We start from the raw sequence: 19,695 nt of genomic DNA on the forward strand, positions 1-19,695 counted from the left end.
GCGGTGTGCTTTAGACGAGGCGAGAATTGTCTTTCGCAGCGCGCACGAAATCGCGGAACAGCGGGTGCGGGTCAAAAGGCTTGGATTTGAGCTCCGGGTGGAACTGTACGCCGATGAACCACGGGTGATCTTCCCATTCCACGATCTCTGGCAGACGGCCGTCGGGGCTCATGCCGGTGAATTTCAGGCCGCACTCTTCGAGCTTTTCGCGGTATTTGATATCCACCTCATAGCGGTGACGGTGACGTTCCTCGATTGCCAGACCGCCATAGACATCCGCCACTTTGGAACCTTCAAGCAGGGTGGCGTCATAAGCACCCAAACGCATGGTGCCACCTTTATCGTCGGAGGTTTTGCGTTTGACTTTGGCGTTGCCCTGCACCCATTCCTTGAGGTGGTAGACCACAGGCTCAAAGCGGGTGTGGCCGGCCTCGTGGTCAAATTCCTCAGAGCCTGCGTCAGCAATACCAGCCTTGTTGCGGGCCGCTTCGATGACGGCCATTTGCATGCCAAGGCAGATGCCGAGGTAGGGGATCTTGTGCTCGCGCGCATATTGTGCGGCTTTGATTTTGCCTTCGGTGCCGCGTTCGCCAAAGCCGCCGGGTACCAGAATGGCGTCATAGCCTTCCAGATAGGGTGCCGCGTCGCCTTTGTCGAAAACTTCGGCGTCGACCCAGCTGACGTTGACTTTGACGCGGTTGGCCATGCCACCGTGGGTCAGCGCTTCTTTGATGGACTTATATGCGTCCTCAAGCTGCGTGTACTTGCCAACGATGGCCACGTTCACGTTGCCATCTGTGTTGTGAATGCGGTCGTTCACATCTTGCCAGACCGTCAGGTCAGGACGTGGGGCAGGGGCGATGCCAAAGGCATCCAGCACGGCCTGATCGAGTCCTTCGCGGTGATAGGCCAGCGGGGCCTCATAGATCGATTTCAAATCATAAGCGGCCACAACGTGCTCTTTGCGCACGTTACAAAACAACGCGATCTTGTTGCGTTCTTTTTCAGGAATCGGTTGCTCGGAGCGGCACACCAGAACGTCGGGCGCGATGCCGATGGATTGCAGTTCCTTGACGGAGTGTTGCGTCGGTTTGGTTTTGAGCTCACCGGAGGCCGCAAGGTATGGCAGCAGGGTCAGGTGCATAAAGATGCACTGCCCGCGCGGCTTGTCGTGAGAGAACTGACGGATCGCTTCAAAGAAGGGCAGACCTTCGATGTCGCCAACGGTGCCGCCGATTTCACATAGCATGAAATCAACCTCGTCATCTCCGACATGCAGGAATTTTTTGATTTCGTTGGTGACATGCGGAACCACCTGAATGGTTTTCCCCAAATAGTCGCCGCGACGTTCGTTTTCCAGAACGTTGGAATAGATCCGGCCGGAAGACACGGAATCGGTATTTCGCGCAGGCACGCCGGTAAACCGTTCGTAGTGGCCAAGGTCGAGGTCGGTTTCCGCACCGTCATCGGTCACAAAGACTTCGCCGTGCTCAAACGGCGACATCGTGCCGGGATCAACGTTCAGATAAGGATCAAGTTTGCGCAGGCGCACAGTATAGCCCCGTGCCTGAAGCAATGCGCCCAATGCTGCTGACGCCAGACCTTTGCCCAGAGACGAAACAACCCCACCAGTAATGAAAATATAGCGTGCCATGCCTGCGGCATCTCCCGTGATTTTTAGACGTGCCTGTCGATGTATGAAGCGCCCGGAACAGAAGAATCTGACCATGCATCACGGGACTTGAGTAATAAAGGATTCGCAGCAATTTGGCAACCGGACCGCAAGATGCTGTTGCGGACGGCTTTGGTGCCTCAAGCTGTAGTGGATGCCCGCAGGGGGCAAAAAATCAAGCGGTCCCGAAGGACCGCTGAAAGAAGTTTAAGTCTGCTACCCGATCAGTCGGCGCGTGGCACCAGCGGTGCGTCGCCTTCGGCCGGGGGCAGCAACGAGTCGCCGCCAGGCAGGGTTGTGTCGGTTTCTTCCGCCGCAGGAGCGGAGGTGCCAAGTCGGTCAAAAACCGAGCTCGAAGAAGAATTCTGAGCTGCAATCACGGTCAGAGCGACCGAGGTGCAGATGAACGCGGCTGCAAGCACCCAAGTGACTTTGCCAAGCGCGGTTGCCGCTGCGCGACCAGACATTGCGCCGCCGCCGCCACCGCTGCCCATACCAAGGCCGCCCCCTTCAGAGCGTTGCATCAGCACGACCCCGATCAGGGCCAAAGCGAGAAGAAGGTGGATGATGAGGACAACGTTTTCCATTGGGACCTGTCATGCGAGCGTTCAGATTGTTAGCGGGCTATGTAGGCAAGTTTTGCGCGGGGGGCAAGGATGTTTCCTGCGCATTTGTGACCGCGCCGCAATTGCCGGTCACGGGGTGGACATGGGGCACATGCCTCTGGCAGGGTCGCGCCATGCCACATGACCATGACCACCCGCATTCCCATCTGCCTTCTGATCCCGCCCTGCGGGTGAAGGCACTTGAGACCATTCTTACCGACAAAGGGCTTGTTGATCCGGCCGCTTTGGACGAGATCATAGACACCTATCAGAACAGGATCGGGCCTAAAAACGGCGCGGCTGTTGTGGCCAAGATGTGGTCTGATCCGGCGTTTCGCGAAGAAATGCTGACCGATCCGATGCCGCGGCTCAAAGAAATGGGGCTCTATGGGCGGCAAGGTGAGCACATGGTGTTTGTCGAAAATACGCCTGAGATGCACAACCTCGTGGTTTGCACTTTGTGCAGTTGTTACCCGTGGCCGTTGCTGGGCATTCCGCCGGGCTGGTACAAATCAGACGCCTATCGGGCGCGGTCTGTGCGGGAGCCGCGCAAGGTGCTGGCGGAGTTTGGTGTGACTTTGTCTGAGGGCCAAAAAGTGCGGGTGTGGGATTCGACCGCCGAGGTGCGGTATCTGGTGGTGCCGATGCGGCCTGCGGGGACCGAAGGTTTGTCCCAAGAGGCGCTGGCCAAACTGGTCACACGCGACAGCATGATCGGGGCTGGTCTGGCGCTGGAGCCGGGCGCATGAGCCGGGTTCACGATATGGGCGGGCGGTTTGGCACTGGCGCGGTTGATCCCGACGATAACGCGACCTTCGCCAAAACGTGGCACGAGCGGGCCTTGGCGCTGAACCTGGCGTGTGGGGCTTTGGGGCAATGGAACATTGATGCCTCGCGGCACGCGCGGGAGTGTCTGTCGACTGCGGATTATGCTGGGTTTTCCTACTACGAAAAATGGTTGGGCGGGCTGACGGACAGCCTTGTGGCCAAGGGTGTTCTGACGCTTGAAGAATTGGATGCCGGTCGCGGATACGGGATGTCGCCGCTAGCGGATCGCGCGTTGAAAGCCGAAAACGTGGCGGCGACCTTGGCGGCCGGTAGTCCCTATACGCGAGAGGTTGACGCGGCCGAGTTTGCCGTCGGAGACCGCGTGCGGGTGCGTCGGCCGGCACGCAATGTGGCGGTGTCTGGTGGGCACACGCGTTTGCCCGCTTATGCGGCCGGTGCCACTGGGCAGGTTGTGTTGCTGCATGGCGCACATGTGTTTCCAGACAGCAACGCGCATGGGCTTGGGGAGGCGCCGGAGCCGCTTTATGCCGTGCAGTTTACGGCGCAGGCGCTTTGGGGCGATGAGGCCGAAGCAGATGACGAGATGGTGTTGGACCTCTGGCAAAGCTATTTGGAGCAAGCATGAGCGTGCGGCCAGAGCCCGCCTTTGAGGCACCTTGGCATGCGCAGGTGTTTGCCCTGACCGTGGCGATGAACGAAGCCGGCCACTTCAACTGGGCTGAGTGGGCAGAGATTTTTGGGGCAACGCTGAAGGAACACGGTCTGGCAAAGGAGCTGGATGGAGGTGAGGACTATTTCACCGCCTGGCTTGCGGCGCTGGAGACGATGTTGCGTGGCCGCGATCTGGCGCAGCCTGAGGCGATAGAGGCAACGCGCGACGCTTGGGAGCAAGCCTTTCTGTCCACACCGCATGGCGATCCGGTCAAACTGTCAGCGTCTTAAGCGGCTTTTTGGACTCGAAACATGAAGGGGCAGCGGCAGTGCCACCAATGGCGTCTAACCATCGACCTCATCGACGTCCAGCTGGCCGGACAGCATCCGACGCACATGGCTCCAACCCATTCCGACGCCCAGAACGATCGACAGCGCCAGTATAGCGATCCAAGTGTTGACGTCGGTGTTGTCGAGGCTGAGCATGTTCCAGTCATAAAGCACCCAAGCGAGGGCGGCGACGACCGACAGCACCAGAACCATGCCAAAGCCGCCAATGGAGCGCAGCGTGGCGCGCAGATAGATAATATAGCCAATCACCAGCAACAGTCCGAGCAGCACAGTCAGAGGCAATTCCTCTACATAGTTCGTGCTGCCCCAGTGGACATAATTGTACTGAGTTGGATTGAAGGTCAGCGCCAGCAACAGGAAGGCGAAGACCCACCGTATCAATAGCCCCATGAAAGCCCCTCGATGTGCCCTTTTTCGGTGATGCTTGCGCAAATTCCTGCACTCTGTCCAGCCTTCGGGTCACTTTGCGGTTTTAAGCGCCGCTTAACGTGGCTAAAAGGGCGCGGGTTTGAACTCTGTGTAAAGGACCGGATATGGCCAATGTTGTCGTCGTAGGCGCCCAGTGGGGCGACGAAGGAAAAGGCAAAATCGTCGATTGGCTCAGCGAACGCGCTGACGTGATCGCGCGCTTTCAGGGCGGTCACAACGCCGGCCATACGCTGGTGATCGATGGCAAGGTCTACAAGCTGCATGCGTTGCCAAGCGGTGTTGTGCGTGGCGGCAAGCTTTCGGTGATCGGCAACGGTGTTGTGTTGGACCCGTGGCACCTGATGAACGAAATCGCCACAGTGCGCGCACAGGGAGTGGAGATCACGCCGGAAACTCTGATGATTGCGGAGAACACCCCGTTGATTCTGCCGTTTCATGGTGAGTTGGATCGTGCCCGCGAAGAAGCTGCCTCCAAAGGCACCAAGATCGGCACCACAGGGCGCGGTATTGGCCCAGCCTATGAGGATAAAGTGGGCCGTCGCGCCATTCGCGTGGCCGATCTGGCAGACGATGCGACGCTTGAGGCGCGCGTTGACCGTGCTTTGCAGCACCATGACCCATTGCGCAAAGGCCTTGGAGTGGAGCAGATCGACCGCGATGCGTTGATTGCCAAACTCAAAGAAATCGCTGTGGACATCCTGCCGTATGCGGCGCCTGTCTGGAAAGTGCTTAACGAAAAGCGCAAAGCCGGCAAACGGATCCTGTTTGAAGGCGCGCAGGGCGCTTTGCTGGACATTGATTTCGGCACTTATCCGTTTGTGACATCTTCAAACGTGATTGCCGGTCAGGCTGCGACCGGTGTCGGCATTGGCCCGGGCTCAATCGATTACGTGTTGGGCATCGTCAAAGCCTATACCACCCGCGTAGGTGAGGGGCCGTTCCCGACAGAATTGCTGGATGCAGATGGCAATCCGGATGTGGACGGCGCACGCCTTGGCGAGCGGGGTCATGAATTTGGCACCACAACCGGCCGTCAGCGCCGCTGTGGCTGGTTTGATGCCGCTCTGGTGCGTCAGACCTGTGCCACGTCCGGCATCAAAGGCATTTGCCTGACGAAGCTTGATGTGCTGGACGGATTTGAAACCCTGAAGATTTGCGTCGGCTATGAGTTGGACGGAGAGCGTTTGGACTACCTGCCGACTGCTTCGGATCAACAGGCGCGTTGCACCCCAATCTATGAAGAGATCGACGGCTGGTCGGAAACCACAGAAGGCGCGCGCAGCTGGAATGATCTGCCTGCAAACGCCGTGAAATACGTGCGTCGCGTGGAAGAGTTGATCGAGTGTCCTGTGGCTTTGTTGTCCACAAGCCCCGAGCGGGAAGACACAATCCTGGTCACGGATCCCTTCGCGGACTGACAATGGCGGCCGCGTGCCGCAGAAAAGGAGAGCCAATGTCCTTGAGTTACAAAGCCCGCAGGCGCTGGGCATTGGTGATCCTTTTGGTCGGTTTGCCGGTCTACATTCTTGTAGCCAGCGTGTTGGCCACCTGGCTGAACCCCAGTTCGTTTCTGGTGACGCTAGCCTTGTATGTCGGGTTGGGGATCGTTTGGGTCTTGCCGTTCAAGTCGATCTTTATGGGCATCGGCCAGGCGGATCCTGATGCGCCGCCGGAAGACGACGCCCACTGATCTGCAATCGGATCCGTCCAGCGGCCGTAAAGGCTGCCCAGCCTTAGCTGTCGGGCATTAGATTGCGTATCACACGGCCTTCGTATCTGCGCAGGATCTGGCGGGCGGGCTGGCCATAGCTTTCGGGCAGCGACCGCAAGTCGGGGAAAATCGCGAACAGTTCTTCGCGCACCTGTTCTTCAAAACGGTCCATTCCCACCTTGCCGGGAAAGAAGCTTTCGCTGGCCATGCCGTTTCCGGTGACAATCTGGTGGCGGTCAAAAAACAGGTGCACATAACGCACAACACCGGCATCGACTTGGGTGATTTGATCACCGTTCACCAGATGTCGTGCCGCGCACAGCACCTCTGATTTTCCAAACAGCAGCGCGGTGTTGGGACCGCTTACCAAAAGGCGATGCATCGGGGACACCAGCAAGTCGCGTTCCGGAATGCCTGGACCAAAAGCATCCGCACGAATGCGCACAGGGCGCAGGTTGTCGCGGTTGTCACCCGCGGTTGTGTCGACCGTGCTGGTCCCGATCCATTTGATGCGTTGCGGTCCAGCGTCGCGGGTGAGCACAAGATCACCGATGTTCAGCGTTTCCACCGCGCGCGGGCCGAGGGCGGTTTCGATCATCGTGCCGGCGACAAAACACGGGGGATCGGTGGTGCCGTTGATGGTGATGGTGATGGTTGTGGTGCCGCCTGACGATGTCACCGTGAACACTTCGGTGAGTGTGTCACCGTTGTTGAGCGCAGCGATGGAAGGATGGTCATTGAGCGCGGTGTAGGTCCAATTGCCATTGGCATCGATCACCAAGGCGCCGCCATACGCCCCGGTGATGGTTTCGGCAGTCCACGCGCCGCTGTCATTTCCGAACCAGAAATCTACGTCGCCGGAGGTGCTGAGAAAACCGCCGGATACGCCGGAATCTTCGGTGACCTCGCCGGTGTCAGGCAGTGGAATTCCCATTTAGGTGCCTCCTGTCCAGTCTGAGCCACGCCACGTGGCGACCTGAGCGCCATGACGTGCGAGAACATCCCCGCGCACAACTTTGCGCAGGGATCCGTGTTGATCGATGCGTGCGAACCAAAACGGTTCGTCCGGGGGCGCGCGCGCAATGGTGCGGGCCACGACACCGCCGTGCCCGAAGGGGGCAATCAGATCGAGGAACCAAAGCGTGCCGCCGCTGCACCATTCGGCTTCGGACGGAAGCGTGCCGTCGTGCAGCAAGCGATCGCTGGCGTCTTTGTTGAGGCGCGCCCAAATCAGGGCCGCAGCGGTTTTGCCGTGTTCGTTTTCGAAAAATCGCACGCAGCCATTGTTCAGCGCCGGATAAAAAATCCGGGCCAATGCCAAGGCAGGCATCTGCCGGTGCAGCGGGCAAAAACTGGCGAGGAACTGCAACTTTCCAATAGAAAGCAGTTCGGAGTCTGTCGGCCCGACTGCACGAGATTTCTCGTGCTGGGACATGCTGCGCGTCCACCTCAATGGTCCTCGTGTGTCCGAGGTTGGCCTGAGGGTAGTCAGAAACGGGTCAAAAGTCAAAGTGGGAGCGGTGTGTCCCGACTTGCGTACAAATGCAAAAAGCCCGGCGCGATGGCCGGGCTTTTGACGTGAAATGTGGTGAGCCCCGCATCAGCCTGCGGCACGATCCTGTGGTTTGAAGTTGATGCTTTCGTCGGCAGTGAAACGACCACCCGCAATCTTGCGGATTTTTTGATCACGCAGAAGCTGGCCAAAGCTGCGCAGGCCTTCTTCGCGGGAGAACTCTGCCTCGTTGATGTCACGCGCCATGCGCATGAGCATCGGACGGGAGAAGCGCTCCTGACCTTTGACAAAGGTCACATAAGCCGCCGCCGCTTCGAGAATTTGCGGCATGGTGGCGGCGCCGACGGTCTGGGCGTAGTCGGCAAAGCCGCCTTGCACAGCCGCAACTGACCCGACCGGGGCAACAGTCCGCGCGATTTCTTCGCGGTCTTTCCGGTCGGTAGACACCCGGCGCGGGCGAACAGGAACGCGCCGTGGGGCCTTTTTCTCTTCTGCTGCGGGGGCTTCTTGGGCCTCCGCCGGTGTTTCAGCCTCAGCCTCAGCCTCAGGGGCTTTCTCGGCGGTGTCGACACGCTGCTCGGCCACCAATTTGAGCGGCGCCGCGGCCCCGCGCGGTTTGGCGGTCGCGGGTTGAGACGTATCCTTGCCGCCGGGAACGGCGCGCACAACGCTCGCCAGATCATCGCGGTAAGCGGCTGTGGTGTCTTTGGTGCCGGAGAGGCCCCCTGCGGCTTTTTCGGCGCGGGTGGCAGCAACGGCCGCACGCAAATGCGCGATGGCACGGCGGCGGCGCGAGCCTTCGGGCTCTTTCATTTCGCTGTTGGCTTTGGCCATCAAGCGAGACAAGTCGGGCTCACCGTGGGCAGCGTCTGCCGAGGTGTCATCCTCAGGGTCAGCTTCAAGCACGGGTGTCTCGATGTCGGCTTCAGCCTGAGCTTCGGATTCGAATTCAACGTCGGCTTCGTCGTCAACGTCTGCAAGATCCTCTTGAAGATCCGCCTGAGCTTCGGCAACGGGTTCGACCATTTCCTCGGTGTGCACCGGGCTTTCTGGCGCGATATCGCCTTTCAGCTCGGCTTCAACTTGTGCCAACTCCGCGATCAGGTCGGCTTCATCTTCTGGCGTCAGAGATGAGTCGGCGGTGGCGCTGATGTTGTTAGCAGCATCGTCTTCGGCAAAGATGTCGTCTTCGTCATCCAGAGCGTCTTCGTCGTCAACAGGCTCGGCTTCGAGCAAGCCGGAGGCCACTGCCTCTTCGAAGTCTGCTTTCTTCATACGGACAACACGGGCGCGCAGCGTAGGTTTGCTGTCTGCCTCGGCAGGTTGTTCCGGTGTCGCGTCAACACTTTCGGCCTCGGCGTCCACGTCTTCGACCACATCGGCTGCGGTTTCAAAAGCGGCGGCAATGGAATTGTCAGGCTCCGCAAGATCTCGTGCGTGTTCGTCCTCGGAGAAGCCGTCCTCGTCTGCCTCATGGCTGCCGCGGGCAACTACCGCGCGGATGCGGTCGAGTTTGGCTGCGATCGAGTTTTCTGCATAGTCAGAGTCGCCTTCGTCGTCGTCGTCGCTCCAGTCATCTGCGTCGGCTTCGTCAACGGGGGGGAGCACTTCAATTTCGGCGGCGACGTCAACCGGTGCATCGTCGATGTCGGCTGCGGGGATGTCTTCGTCTGCCATGGCAGCTTTGATGCTGTCTTGCAGGACCAGCACGTCAGATGCGGAGAACGCGTCAATACCGTCGTCTTCGGTAATTTCGGAGCTGGTTTGCGAAATTTCGTCGACGGCGGTTTCTTCAACGTGCACCTCATCGGAGGTCGCAGCGACAATCGCGTCCATGTTGAACACGTCGTCATTTTCGGCGTCGCTTTCGTCAGACATGTCTTCTGCTGCGGGCTCGTCACCGGAAACTTCGCCGGAGGCAGACTCTTCGATTGCGCCCAAGTCCAGCACGTCGATGTCGTCGGTCGCTGTCAGGTCAAGGTTGTCGAGCACGTCTTCTGCTTCGTCTTCAGCTTCGTCGAGCGTGATATTGTCCTCGGAGACTTCGGCGACCTCTTCGATCATTTCCGCGGAAACCGCTTCGATGTCATCCTCGAGTAGCTCTTCAAGCTCGGCGTCGGACTGGTCCTCGGCGATTGCTTCTTGGGCTTCTTGAGCGGTCTCTTCGATCATGTCCGCTTCGACAGGGGCGTCGACAGACTCCTGAGCCTCGGCTTGGTCGGCGCCTTCGTCCTCAGCGGTGGAAACAGTGGCGGCCACGGCTGCGGCAGTTGCGAGTCCGGTAGCGCCAATGATGGCGTCGGATGTGTCGGTGGCTTCTTCCGCTGGTGCGTCTTCTGTGTCAGCGGTTTCAGCAGTGGCTCCGGCAGGGGCGTCATCAGAGATGTCATCTGTGGCTTCGGAAGCAGGGACATCTTGCACAGGCTTTTGTGTGGCGTCGCCTGCTGTTGTGTCCTGATCCTGTTCTTGCGTTGGCTCTGGCGCATCGGTGGCGCGCAAAACGATGGCGCCGTGATCCATGCGTGCGCTGACGCGACGCTCGATTTCACGCTCGGCGATCCGTGCCAGCATTTCGGCATCTGGGGTCGGGGGCTCGGCTCCGAAGTAACGATCGTCAGAAGCCAGATCGCGGAAATACTCCGCAATTGCCTTCATCGTATCAAAAGAGTCCTCGAACCCCTCAAGGGTGCACGAGAAAGTCCCGTAAGAAACCGTAAGCACTTTGTTATTTGTAACCATTTAATTCGGGTCCTTTGCACTGCTCGACTATCTCTTTACCACGACAGGAAAGTCGAAACGTGACCGATTCTGTGCAACGCAGGGTATCATTTTGGGGCCAAATTGTGACGTGGCCAACGAGTTGAGGTAAAAACAGGGGCAATGACGGGTATTGTAAAGAGCGCGGAGCCAATGACCCTCGTGGGGGCGGGTTCGTTAACCAAGTTGGATGTAATGCAGGCCACAAACCTGGCGCCAGGCGTTGTGGCGGCCGACGGCGGCGCGGCGCATTGTGTGTCTTTTGGTCTCGATCCTGAGGCGGTGATCGGCGATTTTGACTCGCTGAGCGATGACGTGCGCCGAGCAATTCCCGCGGCCAAGCTGCACCAGATCACAGAACAAGAAACCACGGATTTCGACAAAACGCTGCGATCTGTGGATGCGCCTTTGGTAGTCGGGATCGGATTTGGTGGTGCGCGCGTGGATCATCATCTGGCGGCCTTTAACACGTTGGTGCGGCAAGCGGATCGAAGGTGTGTGTTGCTGGGCGGCGAAGATGTGGTCTTTGCGGCGCCGCCCGAACTGACGCTGAGAGTTGCCGCCGGAACGCGTGTGTCGCTGTTTCCAATGGCGCGTGTGACAGGACGATCTGAGGGGCTTTTATGGCCCATAGATGGGCTCGTATTGGCACCCGACGGGCGCGTTGGCACGTCCAACACGGCAAACGGAGACGTCTGGTTGCGGATGGAGGCACCGGGTATGCTGGTGATCCTGCCGCGTGATAGTTTGGCTGAGGCGGTCAGGGCGCTTCTTGCGGTTGACGCAACATGGCCCGCTCTCTGAGCACAACATAGAGACCGGCCGCCATGGTGACGCAGATGCCAAGGGCGGCAAGGCCGTTGGGCAGGTCATTGAAGACAATCCAGCCCACAAAGGCGGCCAGCGGGATTTCGATATATTGCATCGGAGCGAGCGTGGTGGACGGCGCGTAACGCAGTGACCATGTCATAAAGAGATGCGCGACGGTGCCAGCGATCCCGATCGCCAGTAGCAGCCAGACAACGTGGCCCTGCGGCAGGATGAGGCCGAGGTCGGCGATCCCGGTGCTTGGACCGACCCAAAGCAGAGGGGCGAGCAACACACAAGCGATCACACCCGAGACCGCCTGAAGCGAAATCGGATCGGTGTCTTTGGCGATCTTGCGGGTGAGCAGCATGAAGAACGCAAAGATAAACGCCACGGCAAGAGGAAGAAGCGCAGGCGCGCCTACTTTGGCAAAACTGGGTTGAATCACCATGAGCGTGCCAATGAATCCGACAATACAGGCGAGGATGCGGCGCAGGCCGACCTCTTCGTGCAGGACAAATTTGCCAAGGATCAACATAATGAACGGCATGACAAAGGCGATCGCCACCGCGTCTGCCAGCGGCAGGTACCGTAGGGCGGTAAACATGCACGCAATGCCCAAGATGTGCAGGACTGTGCGCCAGAACACGAGATGCAGCACGCGTGACGGCATGCGCCAATGCCTTTTGGTGGCGACCACGATGGGGATCAGAATGGCGGCCTGAAGAACAAACCGCACAGCCACCAGCTGGGCCATCGGCATCTGCGTGGACAGGAGTTTGGCCAGCGCATCACCAATGGGGGCCATGACGCAAAACCCCAACATCAGCAAAATGCCAAGCAGTGGCCGGTCCTGCGTAGGTGAATGTTCATTCATTCCGGCAGGCTAGGCGTGGGTGAGGAGAATGGCAATTGCATTGGCGCAAAAAAAAGCGGGCCAGCGAAGACGCCGGCCCGACAGGGAGTGGGTTCGGGCAAATTGGAGAGCCCGAACCGGGGAATTAGGTGTTCATTCTGTTATCGATGAGGTCTTCGACGACGGAAGGGTCAGCGAGTGTTGAGGTGTCGCCGAGGGCGCCGTAGTCGTTTTCTGCGATCTTGCGCAGGATGCGGCGCATGATTTTGCCGGAGCGGGTCTTTGGCAGACCGGGCGCCCATTGAATGAGGTCAGGCGAGGCAATCGGGCCGATCTCGGTGCGCACCCAGGTGCGGAGTTCCTTGCGCAGCTCTTCCGATGGCTCCTGATCGTTCATCAGCGTGACGTAGCAATAGATGCCCTGGCCCTTGATGTCGTGCGGGTAGCCCACAACGGCAGCCTCGGCCACGGCAGCATGCGCCACCAGTGCAGATTCCACCTCGGCGGTGCCCATACGGTGGCCCGACACGTTGATCACATCGTCCACACGACCGGTGATCCAGTAATCGCCGTCTTCGTCGCGGCGACAGCCGTCACCGGCAAAGTAGTAGCCTTTGTAGTCGGAGAAGTAGGTCTTCTCAAAGCGTTCGTGATCGCCCCAGACGGTGCGCATCTGGCTGGGCCAGCTGTCCTGAATGCACAAGACGCCCTCGACGCCATTGCCGGTTATCTCTTCGCCGGACTGCGGATCCAGAACCACCGGATTGACGCCAAAGAACGGCTTCATCGCGGCACCGGGTTTGGTGGCATGCGCGCCGGGCAGAGGGGTCATCATGTGGCCGCCGGTCTCGGTCTGCCACCAGGTGTCGACAATCGGGCAGCGCCCGCCGCCGACCACGTCGTTGTACCAGGTCCAGGCCTCGGGGTTGATCGGCTCACCGACGGTGCCAAGGATGCGCAAGCTGGAAAGGTCGCATTTCTCGACATATTCGTTGCCCTGACCCATCAGCGCGCGCAGGGCTGTCGGCGCGGTGTAGAACTGGTTCACACGGTGCTTTTCACAGACCTGCCAAAAGCGCGACGCATCCGGGTAGGTCGGCACGCCTTCAAACATCAGCGTGGTGGCGCCATTGGCCAGGGGGCCGTAGACGATATAGCTGTGGCCCGTGACCCAGCCCACATCGGCGGTGCACCAGAAGATGTCGCCGTCTTTGTAGTCAAAGGTGTATTCATGGGTCATCGCGGCGTAGACCAGATAGCCGCCGGTGGAATGCACCACGCCTTTGGGCTGACCGGTGGAGCCTGAGGTGTAGAGAATAAACAGCGGGTCTTCGGCGTCCATCTCTGCAGGTTTGCAGTAGTCGTTCGCCTCCATCGCCATCTCGTTATAGTCGTAATCGCGGCCGTCAATCCATGTGGTTTGATCGCCGGTGCGTTTCACAACGAGGCATTTGACAGTGTCTTTGGTGTGCAAGAGCGCCGCATCCGCGTTGGATTTGAGCGCGGTCTTGCGCCCGCCACGGGGCGCGGTGTCGGCGGTGATGACAACCTTGGCGTCGCAGCCATTCACCCGCGCGGCCAGCGCATCGGGGCTGAAGCCGGCAAACACAATGGAGTGGATCGCGCCGATGCGGGCACAGGCCAGCATGGCGTAGGCGGCTTCGGGGATCATCGGCAGATAGATGACAACGCGGTCGCCTTTGCGCACGCCCATGGTTTCCAGCACGTTGGCCATACGGCAGACGCGGCGGTGCAGATCGGCATAGGTGATGGACTGCGCCGGCTCGTTTGGATCATCGGGTTCAAAGATGATCGCGGCCTGATTGCCACGGGTCTCCAGATGGCGGTCGATACAGTTGGCAGCCACGTTGAGCGTGCCGTCTTCAAACCATTTGATGTCGACAGCACCGGGCGCAAAGGAGCTGTTTTGCACCTTGGTGTAGGGCTTGATCCAATCCACACGCTGGCCATGCTCGCGCCAGAACCCCTCAGGGTCAGATATCGACGCCGCGTACATCGCGTCGTAACGCGCCGCATCAATGTGCGCGTTAGAAGTCATTTCTGCGGAGGGTGCAAAGGTTTTGTCAGACATAAGTGGACCTCGTGAATTCGTGTTTGAGGCGAGGGTAGGCGGCTGCGCCGGACTGTCAATCCGACCTTGGGCGCAGCCAGCGGTTTTTTGCGATCAGATCGCCAGATATTCCGCACGCAGTTCTGCGTTTTGCAGCACTTCGTCAGCCGCACCGTCAAAAACCACGGAGCCGGTGTCAAGGATCACCGCACGGTCCGCCAGTTCGAGGGCCCGAACAGCGTTTTGTTCGACGATCACTGTGGTGATGCCCTGTTCCTTGATGATGCGCAGAGTCTTTTCGATCTCGTCCACGATCACCGGCGCGAGGCCTTCATAAGGTTCATCCAGCAAGAGCACTTTGATGTCGCGCGCAAGAGCGCGGGCGATAGACAACATCTGCTGCTCGCCACCCGAAAGCGTGATGCCTTCTTGTTTGCGGCGCTCGCCCAATCGGGGGAAAAGGTCGTAAAGCCGTTCGATCGACCAACCAATAGGCGGGGCGATCTGGGCCAGTTGCAGGTTTTCCTCGACGGTCAGGCCCGGGATAATGCGACGGTCTTCTGGCACAAGGCCAATGCCGGCGGCTGCTGCCTCGTGGCTTTTCATCAGGTGAAGCGGCTGGTGGTCCAGCCAGATTTCGCCATGGGTGACCTGCGGGTCGTCCATCCGCGCAATAGAACGCAGCGTGGATGTTTTGCCCGCGCCGTTGCGGCCAAGAAGCGCAAGGATTTCGCCTTCGTGTACGTTGAACGAGATGTTCTGCACAATGAAGCTTTCGCCATAGTAGCTTTCCATGTCCCAGATCGACAGGAAGGCGGGGGCGGTTTCAGCCAGATTGCGGCCTTTGGAAAAGTCGGGTTTGACGTTCATTAGAAATCTCCTCCCGTTTATGCCACTTGGGTCTCGCCAAGGTAGGCTTCGCGCACCTTGGGATGACCTTTGATGTTTTCGGGGGTGTCCTCGACCAGAGGTGTACCCTGAGCCAGAACGGTGATGCGCTGCGCCAGCGAGAAGACGACGTGCATGTCGTGTTCAATGATGGCGATGGTGATGTCGCGCTCATCGCTGATCTGTTTGAGCAGGTCGATTGTGTTGTTGGTGTCTGCCCGTGCCATACCGGCAGTGGGTTCGTCCAACAGCAGCAAGCGTGGTTCCTGTGCGAGACACATGCCAATTTCCATCCGGCGCTTGTCCCCGCGTGACATGGAGTCGGCATGCATGTGCCGCTTGTCGATCATGTTCATGTCTTCAAGCATTGCCTCGGCTTTCTCCACGATGTCCTTTTCGTTCATCATGTTTTCGAGGGCGTGCAAGCGAAACGAGCCATCGCGAGAGGCGAAACACGGGATCATCATGTTTTCCATCACCGAGAGATCGCCAAAGATCTCAGGGGTTTGGAACACGCGGGAAATGCCCATCTGGTTGATTTCGTGGGGGCTGCGGCCCAGCACCGACTGGCCGTCAAACATAACAGAGCCGGTGTCCGGGATCAGTTTACCCACAAGGCAGTTGAGCAGGGTGGATTTCCCGGCCCCGTTGGGGCCGATGATTGCGTGTACGCTGTTTTCTGCGACCGAGAGGTTCACGTCACCGAGGGCCTGAAGACCACCGAACCGCTTGCCTACGTCTTTGACTTCGAGAATTCCCATCTGTCAGTCTCCTTATTCTGCGGGTTCAGTGGTTGCGGAAGAGTCGTCAGACTTGCCGCGGGACTTGATCCATTTGCCGAGACGTTGACCGCCTTCAACAAGACCACCGGGGAGGAAGACAACAACGAGCATGAAGAGAATGCCCAAAGTCAGGTGCCAGCCTTTGCCGATGAAGGGGTGGATGATGAAGACAACAAAGTCTTCGATGCCGTCCGGAAGGAAGGCGAACCATTGGTGCAGGATTGTGTCGTTGATTTTGGAGAAGATGTTCTCAAAGTATTTGATGAAGCCTGCGCCAAGTACAGGTCCGATCAAGGTGCCCGTGCCGCCGAGGATTGTCATCAAAACAACTTCGCCAGACGCCGTCCACTGCATACGCTCTGCACCCGCAAGAGGGTCCATCGCGGCCATCAGACCACCGGCGAGACCGGCATACATACCGGAGATCACGAAAGCAGCCAGAGTGTGCGGGCGCGGGTTCAAACCGGTGTAAGACATACGTGTCTGGTTGGATTTGATCGCGCGCAGCATCATGCCAAACGGAGAGCGGAAAATGCGGATCGACAGATAGAACGCGAGGATCATCACGATGGCACAGAGATAGTAACCGGCGTTGAAGTCAAAGCTCCAGGCGCCGAAGTTCATCGTGTGCGTGCTGTTCATGTAAATCCCAAAGAAATGCGGGAAGTCTTGCATGTTCTCGCCGTGGAAGATCTGCGGATCGTTCTTGTAAACCTGCAGGCCGGTTTCCCCGTTGGTGAGGTTGAACTTCGGGTTTGAGAGCACCGAGTAGGCCAGCGCGAACGACATTTGCGCAAAGGCCAGTGTCAGGATCGAGAAGTAGATGCCCGAGCGGCGCAGAGAAACGTATCCGATCAGCACCGAGAACAACCCCGCCACAATGATCGCCAATCCAATGGCCGGCACTACGTTGTAGCTCAGCAGTTTGAACATCCAAACCGCGGCGTAAGATCCGACACCCAGAAAGGCTGCGTGGCCGAAGCTGAGGTAGCCGGTGAGGCCGAAGAGGATGTTGAACCCGATGGCAAAGATGCCAAAGATGATGAAGCGCTGCATCAGGTCCGGATAGCCCGCGTTAAACTGCGCCATGGCGCTGTCGGCGGGGAAAGGGTTCAGGATGAAGGGTGCGAACAAGGTCAGCACCGCAACGATCGCAAGAAGTGTGAGGTCGTTTTTGTTGAGTCCAAGCATGTCTTATTCCTCCATCACGCCTTTGCGGCCCATGAGCCCGCGTGGACGGGTCAGCAGCACGATGATCGCGACAAGGTAGATGATGATTTGGTTGATGCCGGGCAGGGTGGTGGTCGCCCAGGTCGTAGAGGCGAAGCTTTCCAGAATGCCCAGCATGAAGCCGGCCAGCACGGCGCCTGGAAGGCTGCCCATGCCACCAACCACAACCACCACGAAGCTCAGCACAAGAAAGTCCATGCCCATGTGATAGTTTGGCGGGTTGATCGGCGCGTACATCACGCCAGCGAGGCCGGCCACACAGGCCGCGATCGCGAACATGACAGTAAAACGTTTGTCGATGTCGATGCCCAGCAGGCCCACGGTTTCGCGGTCAGCCATACCGGCTCGCACGACCATGCCGAAGGTGGTGAATTGCAGGAAGGAAAACACTCCGGCGATCACCAGCGCGGCAAAGCAGAAGTAGACAATGCGCCAATTCGGGTAAGGCAGATCGAGACCAAACCATGCGCCGAGGTTAGACACGCCCATCAGAGCATCCGGTGGCGGTGTCTGGATCGGGTTGGCGCCGAAATAGTATTTCACGATTTCCTGCAAAACGATGGCAAGGCCGAAGGTCACGAGGATCTGGTCGGCGTGCTCACGCTTGTAGAAGTGTTTGATAAGTCCGCGTTCCATGATCAGACCCACAAGGATCATCACCGGAATTGCCAGAAGGATCGATAGCGGCACGGACCAGTCGATGATTGAGGCGCCGAGTTCGGGGCCGAACCAGCTTTCGACATAGGGGGTTTCCACTTTGAGTGGATTGCCGAGAAAGTCCTTTTGGGTTTCGTCGATCGTCACATAGCTGAACTTTAGCAGCTTGGAGAGCGACACGGCACAGAAGGCGCCAATCATGAACAGCGCCCCATGCGCAAAGTTCACGACGCCCAATGTGCCGAAAATGAGAGTAAGCCCGAGCGCGATCAGCGCATAGGCAGAGCCCTTATCGAGCCCGTTCAGGATCTGCAGGATTAATGCGTCCATTGTCTTCGACCTGTTGATTGTGAAAGCTGCCTGCGCTGCGCGCGGCGGAGTGGCGGCGCCAGTTAAAGGCAGGACCGGTCGCGCAATATGCGCGACCGGCTGTCTTTTGGGTTGCGCTTATGCGCCTGAGTTACAGGTGCCCAGAGTTGCTTCGTCGCCACCAAACATTGGGTGGTTAGGAGCGTAGGTAACCTGGTCAGCAGGAGTAACTTCAACGATTTCCAGCGTGTCATAGGCGTTGGTCGGGTTCTGCGCGCCGCGCACAACCAGAACGTCTTTGAAGCACTGGTGATCGTCTGCGCGGTACAGCGTTTTGCCGTTGCCCAGACCGTCAAATTCGAAGTTCTCCAGAGCCGCTGCAACACCACATGGGTCGAACGTGCCCGCACGCTCACATGCGTCAGCATAGAGCAGAACCTGAGCGTAGCAGGTTTGTGCCGAGTTGGATGGCGGCTTGCCATACTTCTCGCCGAACGACTTGACGAACTGCTTGGAACCTTCGTTCTGCAGCTGCCAGTTGTAGTTCATGGAACCAAGAACGCCTTTGATGTTCTCGCCCGCACCAGCGGCCATCAGCTCGGAGTAAAGTGGAACAACAATTTTGAAGTCTTTGCCGTTCACGACTTTGTCGAGCAGACCAAACTGAACCGCGTTGGTCAGCGAGTTGATCATGTTCCCGCCGTAGTGGTTCAGAACCAGAGTATCGGCACCGGAGTTCAGGATTGGCGCGATGTAGGACGAGAAGTCCGTGGAGGCCAGAGGCGTTTTCACTGTGTTTACAGTGTTCCAGCCCAGAGCTTCGGTGGACGCGACGATCGACTCTTCCTGAGTCCAGCCCCAGTTGTAGTCAGCAGTCAGGTGATACGCGTTACGGTCGTTGCCCATCTCTTTGGCCAGAACGGGCGCGAGTGCGGCACCGGACATGTAGGCGTTAAAGAAGTGACGGAAACCGTTTGCTTTGCGGTCTTTACCAGTGGTGTCGTTGGCGTGGGTCAGACCCGCCATAAAGATCACGCCAGCTTCCTGGCAGAGACCCTGAACAGCCACAGCAACGCCCGAGGAAGAGCCGCCGTTGATCATTACAGCGCCGTCTTTTTCGATCATCGACTTGGCGGATGCGCGAGCAGCGTCCGACTTGGTCTGAGTATCGCCTGTGACGAACTCGACTTTTTTGCCGAGGATGCCGTTGCCCTTGAGAGCTTTGGACGAGAATGTGTTCAGGCAGCCGCCGTCACCCATGCCATTCAGGTGCTCAACAGCCAGCTGCTGTGCCAGCAACTCGTCGTTGCCTTCGTCAGCATAGGGGCCGGTCTGGGGCACGTTGAAGCCCAGAGTAACGGTCGAACCGGTGGGTTCGTTTGTGTAGGCCGCAGCGGACTGAGCCGTAAAGATGGTCGGAAGCGCAACGCCGGCACCTGCAACGGCACCGGTCTTCAGCACACCACGACGTGTGTAATTGGTTTTGGACATGTAATCCTCCCGTTTCGTTTTCGCCGGCGTCAGGGCTCCTCTTCCCAAACGTTCGGCGCGCACTTATGTGCAAAATCATTATCGGTCGGAGTTCGAAAATTTCGCAACAACTGCTTTCAAAGACAC

At 58.6% G+C, this 19,695-nt stretch carries 19 protein-coding genes; 6 read left to right on the forward strand and 13 right to left on the reverse strand.

The window, feature by feature from the left end:
- Positions 1-10: 10 nt before the first annotated feature.
- Together PG871_RS11680 and secG are read right to left on the reverse strand one after the other, a co-directional pair.
- Complete coding sequence (locus PG871_RS11680) at positions 11-1,654, reverse strand: CTP synthase (protein ID WP_270729528.1); 1,644 nt, start codon at positions 1,652-1,654, stop codon at positions 11-13.
- A 242-nt stretch (positions 1,655-1,896) separates the two neighbouring features.
- On the reverse strand, positions 1,897-2,259 hold the full coding sequence (secG, locus tag PG871_RS11685; protein ID WP_270729530.1) for a preprotein translocase subunit SecG: 363 nt from the start codon (positions 2,257-2,259) through the stop codon (positions 1,897-1,899).
- 152 nt (positions 2,260-2,411) lie between these two features.
- Between secG and nthA the strand changes: the two genes are divergently transcribed.
- Genes nthA through PG871_RS11700 form a run of 3 tightly spaced genes read left to right on the forward strand, consistent with a single transcriptional unit; the run spans position 2,412 to position 4,008 of the window.
- Positions 2,412-3,026, forward strand: a complete 615-nt coding sequence (nthA, locus tag PG871_RS11690) for a nitrile hydratase subunit alpha (RefSeq protein ID WP_270730880.1) — start codon at positions 2,412-2,414, stop codon at positions 3,024-3,026.
- Positions 3,023-3,691: a nitrile hydratase subunit beta gene (nthB, locus tag PG871_RS11695; RefSeq protein ID WP_270729532.1), complete on the forward strand. Its 669-nt coding sequence runs from the start codon at positions 3,023-3,025 to the stop codon at positions 3,689-3,691. The genes nthA and nthB overlap by 4 nt, the downstream gene beginning before the upstream one ends.
- Positions 3,688-4,008, forward strand: a complete 321-nt coding sequence (locus PG871_RS11700; RefSeq protein ID WP_270729534.1) for a nitrile hydratase accessory protein — start codon at positions 3,688-3,690, stop codon at positions 4,006-4,008. The genes nthB and PG871_RS11700 overlap by 4 nt, the downstream gene beginning before the upstream one ends.
- 54 nt (positions 4,009-4,062) lie before the next feature.
- Here PG871_RS11700 and PG871_RS11705 read toward each other — a convergent pair whose 3' ends face one another.
- Complete coding sequence (locus PG871_RS11705; protein ID WP_270729536.1) at positions 4,063-4,458, reverse strand: DUF6524 family protein; 396 nt, start codon at positions 4,456-4,458, stop codon at positions 4,063-4,065.
- A 143-nt stretch (positions 4,459-4,601) separates the two neighbouring features.
- Between PG871_RS11705 and PG871_RS11710 the strand changes: the two genes are divergently transcribed.
- Positions 4,602-5,915, forward strand: coding sequence for an adenylosuccinate synthase (locus tag PG871_RS11710; RefSeq protein WP_270729538.1), 1,314 nt, complete (start codon positions 4,602-4,604; stop codon positions 5,913-5,915).
- 35 nt (positions 5,916-5,950) lie between these two features.
- Positions 5,951-6,187 (forward strand): DUF2842 domain-containing protein, encoded by a 237-nt coding sequence (locus tag PG871_RS11715; protein WP_270729540.1) that lies wholly within the window; start codon positions 5,951-5,953, stop codon positions 6,185-6,187.
- A gap of 43 nt (positions 6,188-6,230) precedes the next feature.
- On the opposite strand, the gene PG871_RS11720 is transcribed toward PG871_RS11715, so the two are convergent.
- The 3 genes from PG871_RS11720 to PG871_RS11730 form a co-directional block, all read right to left on the reverse strand.
- Positions 6,231-7,142, reverse strand: a complete 912-nt coding sequence (locus PG871_RS11720) for a Hint domain-containing protein (protein ID WP_270729541.1) — start codon at positions 7,140-7,142, stop codon at positions 6,231-6,233.
- Entirely contained in the window at positions 7,143-7,643 is a 501-nt protein-coding gene (locus tag PG871_RS11725; RefSeq protein WP_270729542.1) for a toxin-activating lysine-acyltransferase, read from the reverse strand.
- A gap of 165 nt (positions 7,644-7,808) precedes the next feature.
- Positions 7,809-10,460, reverse strand: a complete 2,652-nt coding sequence (locus PG871_RS11730; RefSeq protein WP_270729543.1) for a hypothetical protein — start codon at positions 10,458-10,460, stop codon at positions 7,809-7,811.
- 141 nt (positions 10,461-10,601) lie between these two features.
- Between PG871_RS11730 and PG871_RS11735 the strand changes: the two genes are divergently transcribed.
- Complete coding sequence (locus PG871_RS11735; RefSeq protein WP_270729544.1) at positions 10,602-11,282, forward strand: thiamine diphosphokinase; 681 nt, start codon at positions 10,602-10,604, stop codon at positions 11,280-11,282.
- Here the strand turns inward: PG871_RS11735 and PG871_RS11740 are convergent.
- From PG871_RS11740 to PG871_RS11770, 7 genes are all read right to left on the reverse strand, one after another.
- Positions 11,239-12,162 carry a DMT family transporter gene (locus PG871_RS11740; protein ID WP_270729545.1) on the reverse strand — a complete coding sequence of 308 codons (924 nt, stop codon included), beginning with the start codon at positions 12,160-12,162 and terminating at the stop codon, positions 11,239-11,241. The two genes, PG871_RS11735 and PG871_RS11740, sit on opposite strands and share 44 nt — an antisense overlap.
- Positions 12,163-12,286: 124 nt before the next feature.
- The gene (gene acs, locus PG871_RS11745; RefSeq protein WP_270729546.1) at positions 12,287-14,233 is read right to left on the reverse strand and encodes an acetate--CoA ligase; all 1,947 of its coding nucleotides are present in this window, start codon (positions 14,231-14,233) and stop codon (positions 12,287-12,289) included.
- Positions 14,234-14,326: 93 nt separating this feature from the next.
- Positions 14,327-15,082 (reverse strand): ABC transporter ATP-binding protein, encoded by a 756-nt coding sequence (locus PG871_RS11750; RefSeq protein ID WP_270729548.1) that lies wholly within the window; start codon positions 15,080-15,082, stop codon positions 14,327-14,329.
- Between the two features lie 17 nt (positions 15,083-15,099).
- Positions 15,100-15,861 carry an ABC transporter ATP-binding protein gene (locus PG871_RS11755; RefSeq protein WP_270729550.1) on the reverse strand — a complete coding sequence of 254 codons (762 nt, stop codon included), beginning with the start codon at positions 15,859-15,861 and terminating at the stop codon, positions 15,100-15,102.
- Between the two features lie 12 nt (positions 15,862-15,873).
- Complete coding sequence (locus PG871_RS11760; RefSeq protein ID WP_270729551.1) at positions 15,874-17,073, reverse strand: branched-chain amino acid ABC transporter permease; 1,200 nt, start codon at positions 17,071-17,073, stop codon at positions 15,874-15,876.
- A 3-nt stretch (positions 17,074-17,076) separates the two neighbouring features.
- Positions 17,077-18,099, reverse strand: a complete 1,023-nt coding sequence (locus PG871_RS11765) for a branched-chain amino acid ABC transporter permease (protein WP_270729553.1) — start codon at positions 18,097-18,099, stop codon at positions 17,077-17,079.
- Between the two features lie 117 nt (positions 18,100-18,216).
- Positions 18,217-19,569, reverse strand: a complete 1,353-nt coding sequence (locus PG871_RS11770) for a substrate-binding protein (RefSeq protein WP_270729554.1) — start codon at positions 19,567-19,569, stop codon at positions 18,217-18,219.
- Positions 19,570-19,695: the final 126 nt, after the last annotated feature.

This window comes from Shimia sp. Alg240-R146, from assembly GCF_947331465.1.
Lineage (GTDB): Bacteria > Pseudomonadota > Alphaproteobacteria > Rhodobacterales > Rhodobacteraceae > Shimia.